Annotated in this window: 14 protein-coding genes; 10 read left to right on the plus strand and 4 right to left on the minus strand. The window is 57.8% G+C overall.

Features of this window, described 5'->3' with window-relative positions; all coding sequences use genetic code 11:
* Positions 1–41: 41 nt before the first annotated feature.
* Positions 42–1,385: a zinc dependent phospholipase C family protein gene (locus tag HDF14_RS23155; RefSeq protein WP_183981131.1), complete on the minus strand. Its 1,344-nt coding sequence runs from the start codon at positions 1,383–1,385 to the stop codon at positions 42–44.
* Between the two features lie 56 nt (positions 1,386–1,441).
* On the opposite strand from HDF14_RS23155, the gene HDF14_RS23160 reads away from it, so the two are divergent.
* Together HDF14_RS23160 and HDF14_RS23165 are read left to right on the plus strand one after the other, a co-directional pair.
* A complete protein-coding gene (locus HDF14_RS23160) occupies positions 1,442–1,987 on the plus strand; it encodes a TlpA family protein disulfide reductase (protein ID WP_183981132.1) in 546 nt (181 codons plus the stop codon).
* Between the two features lie 213 nt (positions 1,988–2,200).
* On the plus strand, positions 2,201–2,860 hold the full coding sequence (locus HDF14_RS23165; protein ID WP_183981133.1) for a cysteine hydrolase: 660 nt from the start codon (positions 2,201–2,203) through the stop codon (positions 2,858–2,860).
* 49 nt (positions 2,861–2,909) lie between these two features.
* Here HDF14_RS23165 and HDF14_RS23170 read toward each other — a convergent pair whose 3' ends face one another.
* Entirely contained in the window at positions 2,910–3,380 is a 471-nt protein-coding gene (locus tag HDF14_RS23170) for an SRPBCC family protein (RefSeq protein WP_183981134.1), read from the minus strand.
* A 54-nt stretch (positions 3,381–3,434) separates the two neighbouring features.
* On the opposite strand from HDF14_RS23170, the gene HDF14_RS23175 reads away from it, so the two are divergent.
* Positions 3,435–3,755 carry a helix-turn-helix domain-containing protein gene (locus HDF14_RS23175; protein ID WP_183981135.1) on the plus strand — a complete coding sequence of 107 codons (321 nt, stop codon included), beginning with the start codon at positions 3,435–3,437 and terminating at the stop codon, positions 3,753–3,755.
* Positions 3,756–3,758: 3 nt separating this feature from the next.
* Here HDF14_RS23175 and HDF14_RS23180 read toward each other — a convergent pair whose 3' ends face one another.
* Positions 3,759–4,370 (minus strand): D-sedoheptulose-7-phosphate isomerase, encoded by a 612-nt coding sequence (locus tag HDF14_RS23180; protein ID WP_183981136.1) that lies wholly within the window; start codon positions 4,368–4,370, stop codon positions 3,759–3,761.
* 188 nt (positions 4,371–4,558) lie between these two features.
* The gene (locus tag HDF14_RS23185; protein WP_183981137.1) at positions 4,559–4,918 is read right to left on the minus strand and encodes a cupin domain-containing protein; all 360 of its coding nucleotides are present in this window, start codon (positions 4,916–4,918) and stop codon (positions 4,559–4,561) included.
* Positions 4,919–5,162: 244 nt separating this feature from the next.
* Between HDF14_RS23185 and HDF14_RS23190 the strand changes: the two genes are divergently transcribed.
* The 7 genes from HDF14_RS23190 to mqnE all read left to right on the plus strand — a co-directional run bounded on the left by HDF14_RS23190 (position 5,163) and on the right by mqnE (position 15,648).
* Positions 5,163–6,614 (plus strand): ammonium transporter, encoded by a 1,452-nt coding sequence (locus HDF14_RS23190; RefSeq protein ID WP_183981138.1) that lies wholly within the window; start codon positions 5,163–5,165, stop codon positions 6,612–6,614.
* 38 nt (positions 6,615–6,652) lie between these two features.
* Positions 6,653–6,991: a P-II family nitrogen regulator gene (locus HDF14_RS23195; RefSeq protein WP_183760094.1), complete on the plus strand. Its 339-nt coding sequence runs from the start codon at positions 6,653–6,655 to the stop codon at positions 6,989–6,991.
* Between the two features lie 151 nt (positions 6,992–7,142).
* A complete protein-coding gene (glnD, locus tag HDF14_RS23200) occupies positions 7,143–9,791 on the plus strand; it encodes a [protein-PII] uridylyltransferase (RefSeq protein WP_260698528.1) in 2,649 nt (882 codons plus the stop codon).
* Between the two features lie 56 nt (positions 9,792–9,847).
* Positions 9,848–10,465, plus strand: coding sequence for an NADH-quinone oxidoreductase subunit B (locus HDF14_RS23205; protein WP_183981140.1), 618 nt, complete (start codon positions 9,848–9,850; stop codon positions 10,463–10,465).
* A gap of 224 nt (positions 10,466–10,689) precedes the next feature.
* Positions 10,690–12,315, plus strand: coding sequence for an OmpA family protein (locus HDF14_RS23210; protein WP_183981141.1), 1,626 nt, complete (start codon positions 10,690–10,692; stop codon positions 12,313–12,315).
* 115 nt (positions 12,316–12,430) lie between these two features.
* Entirely contained in the window at positions 12,431–14,458 is a 2,028-nt protein-coding gene (locus tag HDF14_RS23215; RefSeq protein WP_260698529.1) for a WD40/YVTN/BNR-like repeat-containing protein, read from the plus strand.
* A gap of 38 nt (positions 14,459–14,496) precedes the next feature.
* On the plus strand, positions 14,497–15,648 hold the full coding sequence (mqnE, locus tag HDF14_RS23220; RefSeq protein WP_183981142.1) for an aminofutalosine synthase MqnE: 1,152 nt from the start codon (positions 14,497–14,499) through the stop codon (positions 15,646–15,648).
* Positions 15,649–15,741 lie beyond the last annotated feature (93 nt).

The raw sequence follows: 15,741 nt of genomic DNA on the forward strand, positions 1-15,741 counted from the left end.
ATGTTGCAGTTGTTTTCTCTTCCGATGGCCGGTCAGGAGAGCTATTCGGATAGGACTTCGTCGGGTACTGGGTCGAGCTCTCCGATGGTCTTCATTTTGGCGAGGGTTTGGAGATTGGTCTGGACCTGCGCCCATTTTTCCGGATTCTTTTTTGTCTCGATCGGGGATCTTGGATCGGCGTAGTAGGCGACGAGGTCGTGCTTGAGTTGGAATGGGACGACGTTGGCGGGGTTTTTGGTGATGGTGGCGAGGAGTTTGGCGTAGGTCTCGTCAGTGAGGCGGTATGCGCCCGGCTTGACGACGTCGCCGGTGTCGAGATCGCGGTTGGCGATGTAGTGATCGATGGTGTCGTAGTTGGTGAGGACCAGGCGGAGCGCGGTGATGGAGTGGTTGACGCTCTTGATGTAGAGATCTTCGGTCTGCTGGGTGGGACCCTTGATGGCGAGGAGTTTGAGGGTGCCGACCTTGGGCAGGATGTAGATGAAGCCAGCGTAGAGGTGGCTTCGGAAGCCGGGCTTTTTGCGGTATGCCTCCCAGTTGTTGTCGGCGGAGGCCTGGCGGAGGTCCACGGCGAGGGTATTGAGGTCGGGGCTGGGAAGATCGGTGGGGAAGCTGTTCTTGTGGAGGATGGTTTCGGCGCGGGCGATGTTGGGGAGGAAGCGGCGGACGGCGTAACGATAGATGCGGATGGAGGTCTCTTTGCTGCCGATGATGTCGGGGAGGCGGAGGCCGTAGGTTTCGAAGAAGGCTTTGCGTAGAAGCGGCGCGGGGACTTCTAGGCCGACGAATTTGGTGTAGTCGGAGGGCGCGAAGCGGAGCTTGCTGAGCTGGTTGATGTCGAAGGCGAACTCGGTCTGGACGTGGGCGTGCGGGTTTTCGGCGTAGTTGACCGAAGGGCCGTACTTCTTTTCGAGCTTGGGGAACTCGACGGGGACGGACTGGTTGACGGCGTATTTGTGCCCTAAGCTGTCGCCGATGTAGTGGGAGAGAGAGCCGATGGCGAAGGCCAGTTCGTCGGGTGTCTGAGCGTTATGGAGAAGAGAGAGAACGAAGTCGCCGGAGCGGACGTAGTGGGTGAGTTCGGAGAAGAAGGCGTTGCCGAAGGGGTAGTAGCCGAAGTCCTGAATGGCACTGCCGCCGTATGCGTAGGCGTGGGCCTCTTGAAGCTGCGCTTCGGTCAGGTTGGGGAATTTTTTGAGCAGGAGGGGGCGGATGGTCTGCTTCCACGCGAGATCGATGAGCTCCTGATGGGTCTGGACGGAGTACGGGACGGCGGGGATTGCCGTGAAGAACAGGGTCAGTAGAGCTATCGTTTTGAAGAAGACGCTGCGGGGATGGGTGCGGATGATGTCTGTCCCTTCTGGCTGGCGTGCTGCACCACTCACACTGTACATAGCTCGCAGTGGAGAGGAAAGAGGTAGGCTGGCGGAGGGAGTCAGGGATGCGGGCGAGGTGGATCCGGTACGTGATGGGAGTGGTCGCGTTCGCGGGCATGAGCTGGGCGTGGTACTTCGCGACGGGGCGTTCGGGCGGGATCGCGCCTGTGGCTGACAGGAGGGTGATGCCGGAGCTGGTGATGAGGCAACTCGATGGTGGTACTTGGAAGATGGCAGAGCATCGGGGACAGGTGGTGCTGGTGAACTATTGGGCGAGCTGGTGCGGGCCATGTTGGGAGGAGACGCCGGGGTTGATTCGGTTGTCGAAGGAGCTGGGTCCGCAGGGGCTGGCAGTGGTAGGCGTCGCGGTGGATGAAGGTGGGACGGAAAAGGTGAAGAAGTTTGTGGAGGAGTTTCGTGTGCCGTATCCGGTGGCGTTGCCGGAGCCGGGATCGCAGATGGCCTATGGGATGGCGGGTGTGCCCACGACCATTTTGATAGACCGGGTGGGTCGCGTGGCGAAGACTTATGTTGGAGCGGTGCGGCAGGGCGACTTCGAGAAGGACGTGCAGGAGTTATTGGGGGAAGGCGAGACGTCGATTGGGCGATAGACGGCGAATAGTTTTTAACCGTCATCTGACGCAAGAAGGCGTACTGTGGCAAGACTGCCAGAAAAAAGTAAGTTGACCAGGTTGGTATCGAGTCAACGAGATCATAATTCCTCTTTAGGGCCCATGCACAGATTCCCATCCGGTGGACGCCATGACACGATTCGATTCGTGGCTGGCTATCCGACGGACATCTCTCATGCAAAGAGGCGAACCATGAACTTCGACAAGAACGACACCGCGGTAGTTTTTATCGACCCACAGAATGACGTGTTGAGTGAAACGGGACTTAGCTGGCCGCTGCTCCATGAAAGTCTCAAAGAGAACAACACGATTGAGAATATGGAACGTATCTTCAAGGCCGCGAAGGCCTATGGATACGAGGTCTTCATCTCACCGCATTATTTTTACCCAACCGATAGAGGATGGAAGTTCAACGGTCCTCTCGAAACCGATGAGGTTGTTCATAACGAGTTTGGTCGCAAAGGGGTCTTGACTCTTGATGGCTTCAAAGGATCGGGTGCAGACTGGCTGGAGCGATTCAAGCCTTACATCGAGGATGGCAAAACCATTGTCGTTTCACCGCATCGTGTGTGGGGACCGGAGAGCAATGACCTTGTTCTACAACTGCGCAAACGGAGGATCAGCAAGATCATTCTGGGCGGGATGCTGGCTAATATGTGCGTTGAATCTCACCTTCGAGAGCTGGTCGAGCAAGGCTTCGAGGTTGCTGTCGTGAAAGACGCTACGGCGGGGCCAAAGCACCCGGAGTGGGGCTATGGGTACACCGCGGCACTCATCAATTATGCGTTTATTGCGCATGCGGTTCCGACGACGGACGAAGCCGTGAAGGCCATGGAGCGCGGTCCGCAGTAGTTCTGGGCGTTCGAAACGGAAGGTTGCTGAGACAGCTCAACGCTGAGGTTTAGTAAGCGCCTTTGCGGAGGTTGATGCCGTATTCGAGGAAGGCTTTGAGGGCGCAGCTCATCTGGGTCCATCCGTGGCAGTTGCCGTAAGAGCCGTCGAGACCCTGCTGGGTTTCGCGCCAGCCGGATTCGGAGATACGGACGAGGGTATTAGTAGGGCTTAGAGCTTCGAAGGTCATCTCGACGGTGGTCTTGTAGTCATCTGGCAGAGGGAGCTTGTTTTTGGTGGGCGGCTCGTATGCCGGCCACTCGAAGACGATCTGCTGGTTGGGCGTGATTTTTTTTACAGTGACGGGGCAGCCGCCGGGAAAGTCGGCGAAGCGCCATATGACTGTGGTGCCTTCGTCGAGCGGTGCGCTGGTGCCGCCGGTGGTGAAGTAGGCGCTGAGTTTGGTGGGGTTGTAGACGGCGTCGAAGACCTCGGCGAGGGGCTTCTGGATCTTGGTCTGGACTTGAAATTTGAGTTGCATGGGTGGTTCACCTCATGGTGGATTGGCGATATTTATATGTTATGTTTTTATAACATGTCAAGAAAAGACTTTCAGGGCGCAGTGTTCAAAGCGCTGGCCGATGACCGGAGGCGGGAGATCCTGGACCTGCTGAAGGATGGGCCCAAGACGACAGGGGAGCTTTGTGCGCACTTCAAGCGAGTGGATCGTTGCACGGTGATGCAGCACCTAGGGGTGCTGGAAGGTGCGGATCTGGTGATCGTGAAGAAGAGTGGGCGTAACCGGTGGAACTATTTGAACGTGGTTCCGGTGCAAGAGATCTATGACCGTTGGATCAGTCAGTATGCGCGGCCTTCTGTGGAGTTGCTTACGCGGCTGAAGCAGGATCTTGAGTAGAGATTACTCGCTAAGGATCTGGGGCTTCTTGTCGAGGTCGTGGCCGAAGGTGAAGCGTTCGACGAGCATGCAGAAGATGTGCTCGAGAGCGAGGTGGGACTCCTGAATGTTCATGGTGACGTTGGAGGGGATGACGATGGTGTAGTCGCAGAGGGGGCCCATGAGACCGCCGTCGCTGCCGGAGAAGCCGATGGTGGCGATGCCGATCATCTTTGCCTGTTGGAGGGCTTTGATGATGTTTTTCGAGTTGCCAGAGGTGGAGATGGCGAGGAAGACGTCGCCGGGTTGGCCAATGGCTTCGATCTGGCGGGAGAAGAGATGGTCGAAGCCGTAGTCGTTACCCGTGGCGGTGAGGATGGAGGTGTCGGTGGTGAGTGCAATGGCGCGGAGGGCGGCGCGGTTGACGGTGAGGCGGACGACGAACTCGGCGACGAGGTGCTGGGCGTCGGCAGCGGAGCCACCGTTGCCGGCGACCAGAAGCTTGTGGCCGGATTGCATGGCCTCGGCGGTGAGTTTGGCGATGGAGACGAGAGTGTGGGAGATGGTTTCGTCGGCGAGGACAGCTTGCAGGGTCGCAATAGTTTGAGCGAGTTGCTTTTGGACCAGGTCCTTCATGAATTCTCCGATGCGCGTTGAAAGCTGATCAAGGGTACGGGATTTGTGGGGAAGATGTCGAAGATGGAGCGTGGATGAGCTGGGCGCGGCGATTCGGAGAAAGAAAAATACGGGGGTCTCTCCACTTCGCGACTCACGATCAGACTGTGAGTCGCTTCGGTCGAGATGACGATGACCGGTGGACTCTTTTATCGGCGGAGGTAGCTGTCGTCTTTGTCGATCCAGTCCTGGCGCGGTGGGGCGAAGATGTCGAAGTCGATGGTGTCTTCGAGGGCGGTGGCGGAGTGGGCGAGGTTGCCGGGAATGACGAGTATCTCTCCTGCTTTGACGGTGTGTGAGGTTCCGTCGTCGTAGTCGAAGCGGAGCGCGCCCTCGGTGATGAAGGTGATCTGCTCGTTCGGGTGGGAATGCCGCGGGACGACGCAGCCTTTGGCGAGCACGACGCGAGCGAACATGGCGAGGCTGCCGGTGACAAACTGACGGGTGAGGAGTGGATTGAGTTGCTCGGGTTCTATTTCGCTCCAGCGGTGGAGGGTTGCGGTCGACATGGTGAGTGCCTTTCGAAAGAAGTGACTGCTGCGGTAAAAGCTGCGGACGAATTTCTTGCTTTGTGTTGCGCGCTGCCTTGTGTAGAGTAAAGCGAACCGGAGCGGTGCCGAGGTGCTTTGCTCCTTTTGATGTGTGAAGATTGAGTCGTAGGCTGCCAGCTTGGCGAATTGACGGCGTATCTCTTCTCTCCTGCTAACTTTCGTTTATTTTGAAATGACTAACTTTGAAACGGGTGATTGAACCATGCGTCTTCCAGTGGCGAGGGTGTTTCTGTCTTTTCTGTTTGCGCTGATAGTTGGCGGATCAGTATTGGGTGGAGTGAGGGTGATGGCGCAGACGGCTCCTGTTGCGGGATCGAGTGCGACATTGAGCCAAGCCGACAGGATTGCGGCGCTCGAGAAGCAGAACGCGGATAATGCGGCGTTGATTGCGGCGGCACAGACCGCGGGCGATAACGGGTGGATGCTGGTTTCGGCGGCGCTGGTGTTGATGATGAGCGGGCCTGGGCTTGCGCTGTTCTACGGCGGGCTGGTGCGGAAGAAAAATATTCTGGGCACGATGATGCAGACCTTCGCCATGATGGCGGTGATCACGGTGTTGTGGGCGTTCGTGACGTACTCGCTGGCGTTTGGCGAGGGAAATGCGTTTATCGGCGGGCTGCATAATGTGTTTTTGCGGGGGGTGGGGCTGGCGCCGGATGTGAAGTACGCGGCGACGATTCCGTTGCAGACGTTCATGGTGTATCAGTTGATGTTTGCGATTATCACTCCGGCGCTGATTACGGGAGCGTTTGCGGAGCGGATGAAGTTTTCGGCGATGCTGGTGTTTATGGTGCTGTGGGCGCTTATTGTGTACAGCCCGATGGCGCATATGGTGTGGGGTAAGGGTGGGTTCTTGAATGCCTCGCTCGGCGGGCGTTTTCCTTGCCTGGACTTTGCGGGTGGGACTGTGGTGCATGTGACGTCGGGTGTTTCGGCGCTGGTGACAGCGCTTTATCTCGGCAAGAGGCTGGGGTATCCGAAGGTGCCGATGCCGCCGCACTCTGTGGTGCTGAGTTTTATCGGGGCGTGTTTGTTGTGGGTGGGCTGGTTTGGGTTCAATGCCGGTTCGGCGCTGAGTTCCGGGACGCTGGCGACTTCGGCTTTTGTGGCGACACACTTTGGCGCGGCTGCTGCGGCGATTGGCTGGAGCGTGGCGGAGTGGATGCGGCAGGGCAAACCTTCGGCGTTGGGCGCGATCTCGGGCGCAGTGGCGGGGCTGGTGGCGATTACTCCGGCTTCAGGGTTCGTTACGCCGATGTCGGCGCTTTGGATTGGGCTGATCGCGGGGGTGTTTTGCTATTTCATGGTGGTGAAGGTGAAGGCGGCGTTTGGGTATGACGATTCGCTGGATGCGTTTGGTGTGCACGGTGCGGGCGGGACGATGGGCGCGATTCTGACCGGTGTCTTTGCGAATAGCATCGTCAATCCGATCTTTGGGGCGGGAAAGGCCACGGGGTTGCTTGAGGGGAATTGGCACCAGTTGCTGAATCAGTTGATTGGCGTGGTGATTGCGTGGGTTCTCTCGATTGTGGGAACGCTGGTGATACTTTTTATCGTCGATAAACTGATCGGGCTTAGAGTGAGTGAGGATGATGAGCGCGAGGGATTGGATCTTTCGCAGCACGGCGAAGAAGGATACGATTGGGCGCACTAAAATTTGGCCGATAGAACGACGGGTTGAGAGGAAGAGATATGCAGAAGATTGAAGCGGTGATTCAGCCGTCGAAGCTGGACGCGGTGAAGGATGCGTTGGTGGAGATTGGGGTTGAAGGGATGACGATCACCGAGGCTCGGGGACACGGGCGGCAGAAGGGGCATACGGAGTTTTACCGTGGACGGGAGTACTCGGTTGATCTGCTGCCGAAGGTGAAGCTCGAGATTGTGGTCGCGGACGAGATGCTGGATAAGGCGATTCTGGCGATTACGGGCGCGGCGCGAACTGGGACGATCGGGGATGGAAAGATCTTTATATCGAAGATCGATGAGGCGATTCGGATTCGTAACGATGAGCGTGGCGAGATTGCGCTTTAGGGTGAAGATGTGTCCTGCCGGACGGGCCCGCTACGCGCGGTGCGGTCACTTCGTGACTTGAGTATCCCTTCGGTTGGCCAGGGCGAAGCCGGTATACGCGTCACGAAGTGACCTGGCTGTATGCTTAAGATTCTTTCGAGCAAAAATGGCCATGCAGGAGACTAAATCCACAGGGAGCGGCGGAGGGCGCGCGGCGTACCAGCGGAAGATGCTGGAGGTTCGTGGTGCGTTCGAGGCGGGGGGTGCTTCGGGGGCAGTGACCATTGCGGCTCGGGCTGCGGCCCTGGATGATCTGGTGCGCGGTCTGTGGGTGCAGGCGGTGGAGCGGGATTCGCGGCTTGCGACAGGGATTGCGCTGGTTGCGATCGGTGGATACGGGCGACGGGAGTCATTTCCTTATTCGGATGTCGATTTGCTTTTTCTGCTGAACGAGAAGCTGGCCGAGAAAGATATCAAAGACGCGCTGCGGCGTGTGAATCAGGAGATGTGGGATTGTGGGATTCGCGTCTCGCCGGCGACGCGGAGACTGTCGGAGTGCGAGAAGTTCGATCCGGAGAATGCGGAGTTCGCGCTGTCCTTGATGGATCATCGCTGGGTGACGGGGGACGCGGCTCTCTACGACAGGTTGTCGGAGCAATCTGTGCCGAAGCTGCTGCAGCGGGAGCACAAGGCGATGATGGTCCGACTGTTGGAGCTGACGCGGTCGCGCTATTCGAAGTACGGAGATACGCTGTTTCACCTGGAGCCTAATATCAAGGATTGTCCAGGTGGGCTGCGAGATGTGCATGTTTGCGGATGGATGACGAAGCTGCGCGGGGTTGCGGCGTTGTCGCAGAAGAAGGGCGCTGCTATGGCGGATGGAGCACCGCTTGTGGCTGAGGGTGAGTTTCGCAAGGCGGTGGATTTTCTTTGGCTGGTGCGGTGTTTCCTGCACTATCGGCATGAACGGGATGACAACACGCTGGACTGGCAGGCACAGGATGCCGCAGCGGAGACGATGGTCGGGATGACGGGGCGCAAGCCGAAGAAGGCTGATGCGGCTTATTGGATGCGGCTCTACTTTCGGCATGCCCGGAGCGTGGAGCGGCGGGTGGGGCAGATGCTGGAGGAGTTGCCGACTTCTTCTTCCTCCAGGCTGCTTGGATCGAAGCGCGACCGGAAGGTGGAGGTCGAGCAACGCGGGTTTCGCCTTGAACGCGGACGAGTATTGCTAGAGACTGCGGCCGAGTTTGGTCATGATCCGGCTGATGATCCGGATGTGGTGCTGCTGGTGTTTGCAGCGATGGCGCGGACGGGTGTGACGTTGGGGAGAGATGCTGAGGAGAGTCTCTCGCAGGGGCTGCCGTTGTTGTCGGCACATCTTGAGGAGGGGCCAGCGCTGTGGCATCATCTACAGGGCATCTTGAAGGGTGCCTATGCCGGGGATGCTCTGCGGTCGATGCATGCGCTGGGCGTGCTGGAGCTGCTGATTCCGGAGTTTCATGGGATCGATGCGCTGGTGATTCGGGACGCTTATCACCGTTACACGGTCGATGAACACACGTTCGTGCTGATCGATACGCTGCATGGTCTGGAGAGCCCACAAACGGGCGGGATGGCGGAGTGGGCGACGCGTTTTGGCGGCGTGCTGCGAGAGCTGCCGCATCCGGAGCTGCTGTATCTGGCGGCGTTGCTGCATGACACCGGCAAGGGGCGGAGCACGGGCGATCATACGCGGGAGAGTGCGCGGATGGCCGAGAGTGTTCTGGAGCGGCTGGAGGTGGATACGTATGAGAGCGGGCTGGTGGTGAATCTTATCGCGAATCACCTGGAGATGTCGGCCGCGCTGCGCAGAGATATTTTTGATGAGGAGACGGTGAGTGCGTTTGCAGGGAAGATGCAGACGCCTGAGGCTCTGCGGATGCTGACGTTGTTTACGTATGCGGATATTAATGCGGTGCATCCGGATGCGCTGACTCCATGGAAGGCGGAGAATCTCTGGCGGCTCTATATTGCGACGGCGAACTATCTGGACCGTAGCGTGGATGATGAGCGGCTGGGAGCGCAGGAAGAGCGCGAGCTGGTGCATCGTGTGGTGGCGCTGCTGCCGGGGCAGAAGGCCGCGGTGCTCGAGTATCTGGAGGGTTTTCCTGAGCGCTATGTGCTGACCAGGACTCCTGAGCAGGTGCGAACACACTTCAAGATGGCGATGGGGTTTGCGGGCGATCCGGTGCAACTGGATTTTCGTTATGCGCCCGCGGTGAGCGAGTTGACGCTGGTGACGCGGGACAGGCCGCAGTTGTTTGCGACGATGGCCGGTGTGCTGGCGGCGTGGGGGATGAACATCGTTACCGCGGATGCGTTTTCGAATCGGCAGGGTGTGGTGGTGGACACCTTCCGGTTCACGGACAGCTTTCGGACGCTGGAGATGAACGCGTCAGAGCATGATGCGTTTGTGAAGAGTGTGCATGATGTGATGACCGGTGCGGTTTCGTTGGAGAAGCTGCTGAGCGGAAGGCGGAGAGGGAGGCGAAAGGCGCCGCTGGTGGTGGTGGAAACGCGAGTGGAGTTCGATGACGACGCTTCAACGCACAGTACTCTGCTTGAGGTGGTGGCGCAGGATACGACGGGGCTGCTGCGTGCTTTGAGCCTGACGCTGGCGGCGCAAGGCTGCAATATTGAGGTGGCTCTGGTGGATACGGAGGGGGAGACGGCCATCGACGTCTTTTACCTGACGCGAAATGGCGCGAAATTGGATAGATACGAGGAGAAGCAGCTGCTCGAGGCCATGTTGCGGGCGATTGAGGAGAACGCACGCTAGGCGGTCTAAGGTGAAATAAGCTGCGCGGACTGCAGTGAGAGTTTTATATTAGAGACATGAGCACACCTAGCAGCGAGAACACGAGCAACGGCCGTCCGACAGGAACTCCCCAGAGGAACGATCGCTATATCTTTGGAACCCTCGACAGCTCTGCAAAAAACCATGAGAAGGTGACCGAGGTGAGCTGGGGTGAGCAGCAGCCAGAGGGCGTGGTGCTGGCCTCGGTAGACGCTGCGATCAACTGGGTGCGAAAGAACTCGATCTGGCCGATGACCTTTGGCCTGGCGTGCTGTGCGATCGAAATGATGTCGATGGGTGGATCGCGGTACGACATTGCGAGGTTTGGGGCGGAGGTCTTTCGTCCGTCGCCTCGGCAGAGCGATCTGATGATCATTGCTGGACGAGTTTCGCAAAAGATGGCGCCTGTGATTCGGCGACTGTACGAGCAGATGCCGGAGCCAAAGTGGGTGATTTCCATGGGTGCCTGCGCGACCTCGGGCGGAGTTTTCAACAACTATGCTCTGCTGCAGGGGGTCAATCAGGTGATTCCGGTCGATGTGTACGTTCCCGGGTGCCCGCCTCGTCCGGAGCAGTTGCTCTATGCCATCACGCTTTTGCAGGAAAAAATCCAGCAAGAGCGCGGCACAATACGAAAAACCCTGAATTTGAGTTAATGCACCAACAAAAGTGCGGTTTACTGGATGGGTTCCTCCTGCCTAACCCAGGCACGTTTTGCCTTTCTCGCTGGTAACCTATTGAAAATAGTGTCATCGAGGAGTATTTTTTTTCCGGAAGCATTAGCAACTGAAGTATGCTGTAAAGAATCGAACCAACAAAACGATCCCTGTAGATGACGTGAAGGCTCGTAAAAAGTAAGACTTTGAGTGGAGGAACTCGTATGGTTTATCGCCCGTTTCGTAACACACGCCGGTTTGTACTGGCTGTATGTGCAGTCGGCCTCGGAGCTGCCAGCCTCAGTGCGCAGACTGCCGGTCCAGCCGCCCCGGTGGGGCCGAACCCTTCACGCATCGACGTATTCATGGGGTATTCGTACTTCGGGGCTCACGGTTCAGTGAAGCCGCAAGGGATCAACTACTCGTCCATCGACGTAGGTGCGATTGGCAGCGGCGCGTACTACTTCAACAAGTGGGTTGGCGGCGAGATCATGTTTGCGGCCCATCCCGACGGGAATAACGATGGTTTGTATGCGGCGTCCGCGGGTCCAATCTTCCGCGCACCGATGCAGAACTTCACGCTGTTCGCGCATGCCCATGCGGGCGGCGCTCGGCTGGGCGGCCCTAACTCCGATGTAGGTGGATATCACAATCCCTATCAGTGGGGACCAACCCTGACGGTCGGCGGCGGCATGGACTACGATCTGCCGTTCTTCAATAATAAGTTTTCTCTGCGGCTGTTCCAGGCAGACTATCGCTACGTCCACACGAGCTACGGTCCTCCAGTATTTCCTCCGACGTGCTGTGCGATTGGCGGCCGAACAAACCTGGGTGGAGCTGAGTTGAGCACAGGCATTGTGGCTCACTTCGGTCATATCATTCCTCCTCCGCCGGTGACCTACTCCTGCGCAGTCTCCCCTGCCACGGTTTACCCTGGCGATCCGATCACGGTTACAGGAACACCTTTGAACCTGAACCCGAAGAAGACTGCGACCTATTCGTGGACGGCTGATGGCGGCACGATCTCGGGAACATCGACGACAGCCAACATTGACACGAAGTCGGCGAGCCCCGGCACCTACACCGTGAAGGGACACGTCACGGAAGGTGCAAAGCCTGGCGAGATGGCAGACTGCTCGGCCAGCTACACAGTGAAACAGTTTGATCCACCGACGGTAAGCTGCTCGGCGAACCCCTCCACGGTTGCTCCTGGAGATTCTTCGACGATTACCGCCACCGGTATGAGCCCGCAGAATCGTCCTCTGACCTACAGCTACAGTTCGACGGCTGGATCGGTCACTGGAAACACTTCAACCGCGACGTTGACTACGACTGGTGCAGCACCTGGAACGATCACGGTGACTGCGAACGTGGTTGATGACAAGGGTCAGAGTGCTTCGTGCACAACGACGGTTACGGTGAATGCACCGCCGCCGCCGCCAGCACCGACGACCAGCCAACTCTGCTCGATCAACTTCGATCGCGACAAGAAGCGGCCGGCTCGTGTTGATAACGAAGCCAAGGCCTGCCTGGACGATATCGCTCTCAACCTGCAGCGCACCTCCGATGCGAAGCTGGCTGTGGTTGGCGATAAGGACAGCGCAGAGAAGAAGGGCGATCAGCTCGCTGCTGAGCGTGCCGTCAACGCCAAGGCCTACCTGGTTACGGAGAAGGGCATCGATGCCAGCCGTATCTCGGTCTACACCGGTACTGACAACGGCAAGACTGTGACGACGACGTTGATCCCAGCCGGCGCAACCCTGAGCAACACTGGCCTCACCCCCGTGGATGAAAGTGCAGTAACCGCCAAGCCACGGACGGCGCCAGCCACTCACCACAAGAAGAAGTAATAACAACTAGCGGTAGTTCAGCACAAAGGCTGACTGGGAACCTTCCCAGTCAGCCTTTGTGTTATGGACAAGCTCGTGCGTAAGCTCGATAATCCGTACAGATAGGAACCCTCCCTTGAACAGATCTCTTCGTTTTTCCGTCAGGCTCGTCACTCTTGTGGTTGTTCTCTTTTGCCTTCAGTTACATGCGGCAAGCTGGCTGCCGTACGGTCCGGACGGGGGGGACGCGCGGGCTTTCGCGGTCGATCCTCACGATCGCACTCATCTCTATCTGGGCACGGCAACGGGCTGGATGTACGAGTCGAAGAACGGCGGTGCGGACTGGAAGCGGCTGGCATGGATCGGCAAGCGGGATGACCTGGTGCTGGATTCGATTGTGGTCAGCGGCGCTGATTCGAAGCGAATCGTGGTGGGCGCCTGGGTGCTTGGTAGTCCCGACGGCGGCATCTTTCTCAGCAAAGACGGTGGAGTGACGTGGGAGACGGTCGGCGACATGCAGGGTCAGTCCATTCGCGCGCTTACCCCTTCTCCTTCCGATCCGAAGCTTTTGGTTGCCGGCACACTGAAGGGCGTTTACCAATCTACCGATAGCGGAGCGCACTGGAAGCTGATTAGTCCTGCTGGAAGCCAAGAGCTGCATGAGGTCGAATCGATCGCCATTGATCCGGTCGATCCGCAGATTATCTACGCGGGCACATGGCATCTGCCTTGGAAGACAGTGGATGGCGGGCAGCATTGGGCCAACATCAAACAGGGCGTTATCGAGGACTCGGATGTGTTCTCGATCATCGTGGATCCTAAGGATCCGAAGATTATTTATGCGAGTGCATGCTCAGGAATTTATAAGAGCCAGACTGCAGGGCAGGTCTTTCAGAAGATCCAGGGAATTCCCTCCACGGCGCGCAGAACGCGTGTGTTGATGCAGGATCCGACGAATCGGAACATTGTGTTTGCGGGAACCACTGAGGGTCTGTGGCGAACGGTAGATTCTGGAACCACCTGGCAGCGAACCACAGGTCCGGAGGTGATTGTCAATGATGTATACGTCGACCCGACCAACTCGAACCGGGTGATGCTCGCAACGGATCGGGGCGGCGTGTTGGCGAGCAATGACGGAGGAAATTCATTTGTTCAGTCGAACGCCGGATTTTCCGCGCGGCAGATCACCTCTTACCTTGCAGATGCTTCTAACCCTGCGACGATCTACGTGGGTGTGGTGAACGATAAGGCGCTGGGTGGCGTGTTCGCCAGCACGAACGGCGGCTTGAATTGGTCTCAGATGAGTTCTGGACTCAATGGGCACGACGTGTTCAGTCTGGTTCAGGGGCCGGATAACAATTTGCTGGCTGGCACGCGTCACGGAATCTATCGGCTCCAGGGAGCTGTGTGGAGTCGCGTGGACAACGTAACCTTCAATCCGCCACCTGCGCCACCTGCCAAAGCCGGAAAGAAGACCTCGGGGCGGACCACTGCTGCGACAGCAGCGCACAAAGCGCCAGAGGCCTCAACGCATAAAACTACTGCGCAACCGGCTCATGCCTTCGAAGCGGCTGTCAACGCATTTGCTCGAGGAGGAGACACGCTCTATGCCGCAACCTCCACGGGGCTCTTCGCGAGTGCTACGTCGGGTCAAAGCTGGAAGGAAGTTTCGGGCTTCGAACCGAAGAGCTGGAACTTTGTGGCCGCCAGAAACTCAACTGTTCTGGCATCGAGTCTGAATTCTGCGGTCCTTTCTTCAGACGGCGGTCAGCAATGGACGGCCATCAAGCTTCCGGAGACGCTCGATCAGATTTCAACCATGGCTGTGGACGATGCAGGCGGACTGTGGGTTGGAGGGCGGCAGGGGATCTTTGTCTCCGACGACAAGGGAGCTACGTGGCAAACGGTCAAGGACCTGTTTCTCCGCGATGTGAACAGCATCTTTTATGATGTTGCGTCGCAGCGTGTCCTGATTGCCGCGGGAAGCAAGAATACGATCGCATTCGCGGTTCACCTGCCCGATCGGAAGATTCAGTATTGGAATACCGGCTGGAATCTCAGAATGGTTCGTTCGATTGGCGATCACCTGGTTGGAACGACCTGGTTTGATGGTGTGGTGATACAGCCGCGCATGGTTGATTCGAAGGAAATGGCGAGCCACTGAGGTGTGCCGCAACGGCCGATAAAGAATAGAATCGAAGAATGAGTTCTTCCTTATCCGCTTGGCAGACGCGACACTCCTTTCAGACAGACGATGCTGCACTTTTGCCGATAGCGGCAAAGGTGCAGCAGGGAGAGCGCCTCAGTTTTGACGATGGGGTGACACTTTATCGAAGTGGCGACATTCTCGCCGTGGGCTGGTTGGCGAACCTGGTGCGGGAGCGGATGCATGGGGACATTGCTTACTTTAATGTGAACCGGCATATCAATCCAACGAATGTTTGTATGGCGTCGTGCCGTCTGTGCGCGTTTGGACGCAAGAAGGGCGAGGCAGGCACCTATACTATGGCTCTGGAAGAAGCCTGGGAGACTGCAGCTACAGGGCTCACGGAGGCGGTGACGGAGTTTCACATCGTCGGGGGACTACATCCGGATCTTCCATTTGAGTACTTCATGGATCTGGTGCGTGGGCTAAAGGTTCGGTTTCCGAAGGTGCATATAAAGGCGTTCACCATGGTCGAGGTGGCGTTTCTGGCAAAGCGCGGCAAGATGACGATTCCTGAGGCGCTGGAGCGGATGAAGGCCGCGGGCGTGGATTCGATGCCCGGCGGTGGTGCTGAGATTTTTGCGGATCGAGTTCGTCATATCATTTGCGACCACAAGATCGACGGCAGTGAGTGGCTGGATACGGCTCGCATGGCGCACCAGATCGGGTTGCGATCGAATGCGACCATGTTGTATGGGCATGTGGAGAACGAAGAAGACCGCGTGGACCACCTGTTAAAGCTGAGGGCGGTGCAGGATGAGACGGGGGGATTTCAGACATTCATTCCGCTATCGTTCCATCCGGATAACACAGCACTGGCCCATATCCCGAAGACGACGGGGATGCTGGATCTTCGTCAGATCGCCGTTGGCCGACTGATGCTGGATAATTTTTCGCATATCAAAAGCTATTGGCAGATGGTTTCGCCGAAGATGGCGCAAATCTCGCTGCGGTTTGGCGCGGACGATATCGATGGAACTGTGATTGAGGAGAAGATTTATCACGATGCTGGAGCGACGACTCCGCAAGGGATGCGGCGGGCGGATCTTGTTCGGCTGATCACTGAAGCGGGGCGCACGCCGTTTGAGCGCGACACCATGTACCGAGCCGTGACCCGCAGCGAAGACAGCTTTACCGTGGCCGTGTGAGATTAAAACGTAAGTAGAACTCTCGCCTCTTCCTGTGGGAAGAGGCTTTTCTTTGCGAGATTGCTTGCCGCTTGTACTGGACTCTGCGTCGTG

The sequence above is a fragment of the Tunturiibacter gelidiferens genome (genome assembly GCF_014201335.1).
GTDB classification, from domain to species: domain Bacteria; phylum Acidobacteriota; class Terriglobia; order Terriglobales; family Acidobacteriaceae; genus Edaphobacter; species Edaphobacter lichenicola_E.